Annotated in this window: 8 protein-coding genes; 4 read left to right on the top strand and 4 right to left on the bottom strand. The window is 60.4% G+C overall.

The genetic code is table 11. The annotated features are described in order from the left end of the window. Positions 1-42 precede the first annotated feature (42 nt). Positions 43-300, bottom strand: coding sequence for a phosphoribosylformylglycinamidine synthase subunit PurS (gene purS, locus NW857_RS01370; RefSeq protein WP_414335961.1), 258 nt, complete (start codon positions 298-300; stop codon positions 43-45). Between the two features lie 62 nt (positions 301-362). On the opposite strand from purS, the gene NW857_RS01365 reads away from it, so the two are divergent. Continuing rightward, positions 363-1,136 carry an ABC transporter permease gene (locus NW857_RS01365; protein ID WP_414335959.1) on the top strand — a complete coding sequence of 258 codons (774 nt, stop codon included), beginning with the start codon at positions 363-365 and terminating at the stop codon, positions 1,134-1,136. 25 nt (positions 1,137-1,161) lie between these two features. Further along, positions 1,162-1,890 (top strand): 2-phosphosulfolactate phosphatase family protein, encoded by a 729-nt coding sequence (locus NW857_RS01360; RefSeq protein WP_414337205.1) that lies wholly within the window; start codon positions 1,162-1,164, stop codon positions 1,888-1,890. A 53-nt stretch (positions 1,891-1,943) separates the two neighbouring features. On the opposite strand, the gene NW857_RS01355 is transcribed toward NW857_RS01360, so the two are convergent. Further along, a complete protein-coding gene (locus tag NW857_RS01355) occupies positions 1,944-2,228 on the bottom strand; it encodes a hypothetical protein (protein ID WP_414335958.1) in 285 nt (94 codons plus the stop codon). Between the two features lie 217 nt (positions 2,229-2,445). On the opposite strand from NW857_RS01355, the gene argC reads away from it, so the two are divergent. Beyond that, complete coding sequence (gene argC, locus NW857_RS01350; RefSeq protein ID WP_414335956.1) at positions 2,446-3,552, top strand: N-acetyl-gamma-glutamyl-phosphate reductase; 1,107 nt, start codon at positions 2,446-2,448, stop codon at positions 3,550-3,552. 38 nt (positions 3,553-3,590) lie between these two features. After that, positions 3,591-5,000: a hypothetical protein gene (locus NW857_RS01345; protein ID WP_414335954.1), complete on the top strand. Its 1,410-nt coding sequence runs from the start codon at positions 3,591-3,593 to the stop codon at positions 4,998-5,000. A 30-nt stretch (positions 5,001-5,030) separates the two neighbouring features. On the opposite strand, the gene NW857_RS01340 is transcribed toward NW857_RS01345, so the two are convergent. Together NW857_RS01340 and NW857_RS01335 are read right to left on the bottom strand one after the other, a co-directional pair. Continuing rightward, positions 5,031-5,693 (bottom strand): Uma2 family endonuclease, encoded by a 663-nt coding sequence (locus NW857_RS01340; protein WP_414337206.1) that lies wholly within the window; start codon positions 5,691-5,693, stop codon positions 5,031-5,033. 135 nt (positions 5,694-5,828) lie between these two features. Then, complete coding sequence (locus NW857_RS01335) at positions 5,829-6,653, bottom strand: creatininase family protein (protein WP_414333550.1); 825 nt, start codon at positions 6,651-6,653, stop codon at positions 5,829-5,831. Positions 6,654-6,798 lie beyond the last annotated feature (145 nt).

Raw genomic sequence — 6,798 nt, 5'->3', positions numbered from 1 at the left:
CGCGAAAGCTCGATCAACCCCCAATCATGCGAACCCCGCAAATTAACCCTCGATGGGATCCACTTGGATTTGATAGGTCTCGATCACCGGGTTGGCCAGCAGTTGGTCGCACAGCTCGCCCACCTGGCGTCGGGCAGTTTCGGCGTCGGGAGCCTCTAGCTGCAGTTGGATGTGCTTGCCGATACGCACCTGCCGCACCTGGGTGTGCCCCAACTGATGTAGGCTGGACTGGACGGCGGCCCCGGCAGGATCGAGCACAGAGGGGCGCAGGTGAATCTGGATCTGGGCCTGGAACTGCATAAAATGGGAGCTGGATCTGTTACCAGTGTATCAGTCGGATCGTCACGGCTTTGGGTGCAGACATGGATGCGACGCGCGTGGTGGCCATTGCCCACAACGTTTTCCGAGAAACGATTCGGGATCGGATTCTCTACCTGGTGATGGTATTTGCGGTGGCCATGCTGGGAGCCATTGTTTTGATCCCGCAGGTGGCTAACCAAGCCCACAACAAGATTATTGCCGACTTGGGGTTGGCGGCCATTCACTTCTTTGGGCTGATCGTGGCCATTTTCGTTGGCACAGGGCTGGTGAATAAAGAGATCGAAAAGCGCACCGTCTATGTGCTGATTGCCAAACCCATGAGCCGGGCAGAGTTCATTGTCGGCAAGCATCTGGGCCTGTCGGCTCTGCTGTCGGTGCTGGTGCTGCTGATGACGGCCGTTTTTCTGCTGAGTTTGCTGGTGGTGCAGGCTCCGATTCCCCTTTTGGCCGTTTCCTGGGCGGCGGCCTTTACTTTCTTGGAGCTGGCGCTGATTGTCGCCGCCGCCCTGCTATTCGGGGTTTTTACCTCTTCAATTTTGGCTACGCTCTACACCATTGCCCTGTTCCTGATGGGCCATGCCAGCCGTGCTCTGTTGCAATTGAGCAAGTTGGTGGAAGATGGCGGGTTGGGCAAAGTGTTCGAGATGATCTACTGGGTGTTGCCGGATCTGGAGCGCCTCAACCTGAGAGACGCTGCCGTTTACGGCCAAGTTCCCCCTCCGGCAGAACTTCTCGTAGATGCACTTTACGGCTTGGTTTACACCCTTTTGCTGCTAATTCTGGCGGTGTTGGTGTTTGCCCGGCGTGAGTTTTAACGTTTTCGCTCCTCACCCTTTTCCCATGCGCTTTTCCCACTTCTACACGCCCGAACAGGTGCCTCTATCCGGGATCCCAGAGTGCGCGGTGGCCATCGATGTGCTGCGGGCCACCACCACCATTGCCACAGCGCTGGCAGCAGGGGCAGAGGCGGTACAGGTGTTTGCTCACTTGCAACAGCTCCAGGAGGCAAGCCAAAACTGGCCGGCTTGCAAGCGGCTTTTGGCGGGGGAACGGGGGGGCAAAGCAGTGGCAGGGTTCGATCTGGGCAATTCCCCCCTCGACTACACCCCCGACCGCGTGCAAGACAAGCGCATCTTCCTGAGCACCACCAACGGCACGCGCAGCCTGCAGCGCCTAGAAGGGATCCCGGTGGTGATCACGGCGGCCCTGGTGAACTTGGGAGCGGTGGTGGAATTTCTCAGACAAGGAGCTTTTGCCGAAGTGTGGCTGGTGGGATCCGGCTGGGAAGGGGCCTTTTCGTTGGAAGACACCGCCTGTGCCGGGGCGATTTTGCATCGCTTGGGCTGCTCGTTGGAGCAGTTGGGCAACGACGAAGCGGTGGCCGCCCTAGCTCTCTACCAAACTTGGCAGGAGGATCTCCTGGGTCTGTTGCGGCGCTCTAGCCACGGGCAGCGGCTGTTGGGGCTTGGGCCGGAAAACGACAGGGATCTGGCCTATTGTGCTGAGCTGGATCGGCTCTCGGTGGTGCCCCGACAGGTTCAACCAGGGGTTTTGGCCAACAACAGGTAGTCCCTACAGCTCTTGGCCGGATCTCGACAGGCTGGATGCGGGCTCGTCTCCGACTAGCCCGCTTTTGCTGTATCGGGAGCAATGCTCAACGCTTTCTGGTGTAGCCACGCCTGCCATTCCCCCGGGATCAGCTTGTTGTGAAATGCATCGCCGGAAACAAACATATCCCGCTGATTCTGGGCCAAGACAAAAATGGAGCGGCGGTCGAAATGGGAGGTGAGCTTGTAGAGGGTGTAGGGGCCTTCGGAGTAGAGGGTCAGGGTTTCTTGATCCAGACCATGGCGGCTGCTTTGGCCGTAGGCTCGCAGAACAATGTTGATCAATCGCTCATAGTGCATAGACCGAAGATGATGAAGCTACCCAGACAGACACAAAGAAAGATAGAAGCCGCTGCCAAGGCCGAAGCAGCTCCGGTGAGCCCAGCATAACAAATCCCACTGGGTTGCTGGGCAATACCCGTGCGGATGAACAAGATGCAGGGGCAAATGCGGCGGAAAAATGCGATAGAACTTAAGGCAAGCCATCATGTAACTTCTCCTGCACAGGCAGCTCCCCATGGCCAATATGGCGCCCCGCTCCTTCCCACCCGTCGATCCCGTCCGCGTCGCCATTGTCGGGGCTTCCGGGTATGGAGGAGTGCAATTGGTGCGGCTGCTGAGCGAGCATCCCGGCGTGCAGCTTACCTACTTGGCCGGCCAGGACAGTGCCGGCAAGCGCTATGGGGATCTCTATCCCCAGTTGGCCCAGGTGGTGGATCTGACCGTGCAGCCGGTAGAGGTGGATCGCATTGCCGCCAGCAGCCAGGTGGTGTTTTTGTCTTTGCCCAATGGGCTGGCGGCGGACCTGGCCCCGCCTTTGCTGGCCAAAGGCTGCAAAGTTCTAGATCTCTCGGCAGACTACCGCTTCCGCAACCTGGCCACCTACCAATCGTGGTACCGCCTGGGGCAGACGGATCCCAACTGGCCCAGCCCTGCCTATCGCCAAGCCAATGAGCAGGCGGTCTATGGGCTGCCAGAGCTGTATCGCGAGGCGATTGCCCAAGCCCAACTGGTGGGCTGTCCCGGCTGCTATCCCACCGCCTCGTTGCTGGCAGTGGCCCCGCTGCTGCGGCAGGGGTTGGTGGAGCTGGACAGCCTCATTTTCGACGCCAAGTCCGGCGTTTCGGGGGCAGGTCGCACCCCCAAGGTGGGATCCCTGTTTGCCGAGGTGGACGGCTCGCTGGCGGCCTATGGCGTGGCCCAACACCGGCATACGCCCGAGATCGAGCAGGGCTGTGCCGACCTGACCCACACGCCCATCACTGTGCAATTTACGCCCCACCTGGTGCCCATGGTGCGGGGCATCCACGTTACGTTGTACGCCAACCTGCGGGATCCCGGCTTTGTGGGGGAAGACTTGCTCACTATCTACAATGCTTTTTATCGCCAATCCCCCTGGGTGAGGGTGCTGCCGCGGGGGGTTTACCCGCAAACCAAATGGGTCTCCGGCACCAACACCTGCCTGATTGGGCTGGAGGTGGACACCCGCACCAACCGGGTTATCGTCCTGTCGGTCATCGACAACCTGATGAAGGGGCAAGCCGGGCAGGCAGTGCAGTGTCTCAACTTGATGATGGGATGGCCGGAAACGTTGGGTTTACCGCGGCTGGCCTTCTACCCCTAGCTATAATGCCGGTAATCCCCTTGAGGCCACCTCTGTCCATGTCTGAGCCCCTGGATCCTTCTTCCGCTTCCGAGCCCCACAATGCCTCGCCCAGCACTGCTGCGGATCCCGTCAATGGCGCTGCTGAGGGCCTGAACTGGGAGGAGCTGTGGCGGCAACTGGAGGCGGGCTGGCAGGATCTGCCCCGGCGCTCCGAAGAAACGGTGCAACAAACCCTGGCCCGCCTGCAACTGGAGTGGGGCGGGCTGTGCCGAGAGGCGCGGGATCGGCTGCAGGCAGCTCTGGACAGGGCAAGAAGTGCAACTTCTCCAGAGCCCATCCGGCAAGAGCTGCAAGCCCTCCTGCCCTTGCTTAACCCCTGCCAATGGGAGGTGGTCATTGGCTCTTTGGGGCGGGCTGCCGATCGAGCCTGGGTGGCCAGCCTGTTGTATCACGGCCTGCAGGAGCCGGCGGAAACCGATTCCTGGGTGCTGAGCTCTGAGCAACGCTCTGCTCTGGAGGCGATGAGTGCCCGTGCCTATGGCAACAGCCGCCTGCCTCTTGTGATGGACAAAACTGGCCAGATCCAGGTGACAGCCTCAGCCGCCTTGTTAGTCACCTTGATTGCCATCGAGATTGGCAGTGTGGGTTCGGCAGGTGCTTTGTCCTTGTTGGGCACACCGGAGCTGCGCAGGCTCTTGAATGCCGAGGGCAAGCTGCGGCGAACCGGTTTGAAACAGGGACGCACCGCTCTCACGCAAGAAGAATGGCAAACCCTGCGCCGTTGGCTGGATCCCAAGGGATCCCCCCCCGACTGGTACCTCAATCTCACCCAAGTGGGGATCCAGACCACCCAGGTGGGGGACTATGCGGCCCGGCGGCTGCGGGAGTTTTTCCAGAGCGAGTGGATTAAGCTCGTGATCCCCCCCCTGTATCACCTGGTCATCGATGCAGTGCGGCTGCTGACGGGAGAAGTGTTTCTCAGTGTGGGCACCACCCTGGAATCGGCCTTGGAATCAGCAGAGGCAGGGCGGCGGCTGGAGTTGGTGCTGCAAGCCTTGCCCCAGGCGCGGAATATTCCCGACCCCGACCGGATCCAGGCCGCCATCCCTGCCGTGGTGGAGGCTGCCGAGAAAGCCCTTCGACCCCTGCTGGCACGACAGTTGATGACGGTGGCCAACATCTTCGATCCGCCCATCCGCAACGAGAGCTTAAATGAGTTGGGGCGGCAGCTCAACCTCTGGAACCCCTTCCAGTTTTTGCTCACCTGGGGCACAGCCGGCTGGCTGGCGGCCCTTTTGGATCGGATTGAGGAACTGCAGCAGACCTACCCGGAAATGCCTCTGTGGGAGAGCTATCGCCAGGGCGTTGAGACGGCAGCACAAGCTCCACGAGTGATGGATCAGGCAGAGGCCCTGCGCCTTACCGCCAAGAGCTTGGATCCCAAGATAGAAGAATCAGAAGACTGACCTCTCCTAAAATCTTTATCAGCGGTGGCCTCAAGCCTGGCGTTGGAGCTGTTGCAGGAGCCAGTTGGCCGCAGCAGTGTTGGTCTCGCTGGCCAGGCGTTCCAGAGCCTGCTCAAGCAGGGCTATCGGCAGGCCCGCCAGCACCTGCGACTGGGCAGTGGCCCGATAGCGCCTGTCCTCGGCCAGGGCAAAGGCAAAGACGCGCCGCCCTTTGACATCGATGACCCAGTACTCAGGAATGCCCAGGCTGGCGTAGAGCTGCTTCTGCTCGTCCAGGTCAAGGCTGAGGGTAGTGTCGGCAATTTCGCCCACCAGGTCAGGGGGTCTTTGGAAACGCAAATCAATCCGCCGCGGCTCGCCAGCTTGGTACCTGGGGATGTTCTCCCCTTTGTAGAGCACCAGGTCGGGGGCACAGGCGTGGGTTTCTGGGTACTCAATCAGACAGCGACCGTAGGACTGCAGGGGCACATCCGGGTGTAGAAAGGCCCAAGCGAAAAAAATGGCCGTCATCAAATCGCTGACGGAGGCGTGCTCTGGCCCTTCTTTGCCCATGTTGACCCACAACCAGCCCTGGTAAAAAGAAATCTTCTGCCAGTCCAGGGTGGGATGGTTGCCAATGGTCAGGTAGTCCTGCCAAGTGGCGTCGTGCCGCTCGAGGATGGGAGGGGTGGCTGGCTTTGAGGCAAGAACCATTGCTCTCCCCTCACAGGGTAGGGGAACTTCCCCTCAAGCCTATCACCCGTCCTGGCGAAGTCGCTGCTTCCGCTCCTGAGAAGCAGGCTAGGGTTGGCCAGAAGCCTCAGAAGGTAAAGACATCTGCCGGGATCCCTACCTTGGCAGCGGGTCTTTGCGCCAAGCCTGGGGCTGCTGGAACTTGTACAGATCCCGGATCAGCCGCACCCAGCCATCGGCCATGGACTCCACCAAAAGTTTGCCTTTTTCCGGCGTGGCGGCGGTGGCATCCCCCAGGACGCCGCTCTTGCTGAGGTCGCGAGTTGTCCAGGCAAAAGAGATCCGCCCTTCCAGGCTAATCAGGCTGTCTTCCGGCAGATCCTGAGGGTACTCGCAGACCAAGCGGTCAGTTCGTACTGTCTCGGGCAACAGGTACATCAGCATGCTGGTCTCGCCGTCGCCGGCATGGATGCCCAGTTCCCGTTCTTTCGGGGTCATCAGCTCCTGGCCTTGGTGGGGAACGCGCCAGACGGAGATGGGGAAAAGGAGGAAGTCTTCGTGCTTCTGGTGCAGGTCGCGGGCCACAATCTGCAGCACTTCGGGCTGGCCGCCGTGGGAGTTGAGGAACACCAGCTTGCGAAACCCGGCCCGGTAAATGCTTTCGGCCACTTCGGTCAGCACCGCCATCAGGGTTTGCGCCGAGAGGGTGATGGTGCCCGGAAAATGCCAGTGCTCGTTGGCTTTGCCGTAGCACTGGGTGGGCAGGACATAGGCCGGGATCCCCGGCTCTAGTTTTTCCATGGCCCGCCCGATGATTGCGGTGCCGATGCAGGCATCCACCACCAGGGGCAGGTGGGGCCCGTGTTGCTCGATCGAGGCTACGGGCTGGATGATCACCACATTCTCTTTGTCGGGCATGGCCTGGATCTCCGTCCAGGTCAGGTAGGGGAAAAAGCGGTGGGGTGGGATAAAGGTGTGCATCATGGCGGGATCCGGTTGCAAGGAATTTCGAGGAGCCTTGCCTGCAAGACTAGCACCATGGGCAATCTGGGATCCCCTCGCAGAACCTGAGAAGGCGTCTCTTAAGATCAGGTGTAGTTTGTCTCGATCGTTCCTAAGCGGAAGC

This window comes from Synechococcus sp. H55.9 (genome assembly GCF_047462355.1).
Classification (GTDB): Bacteria; Cyanobacteriota; Cyanobacteriia; order Thermostichales; family Thermostichaceae; genus Thermostichus.
Note: the sequence above shows the minus strand (reverse complement) of the source record. Positions and strands in the feature narration are given on the sequence as shown.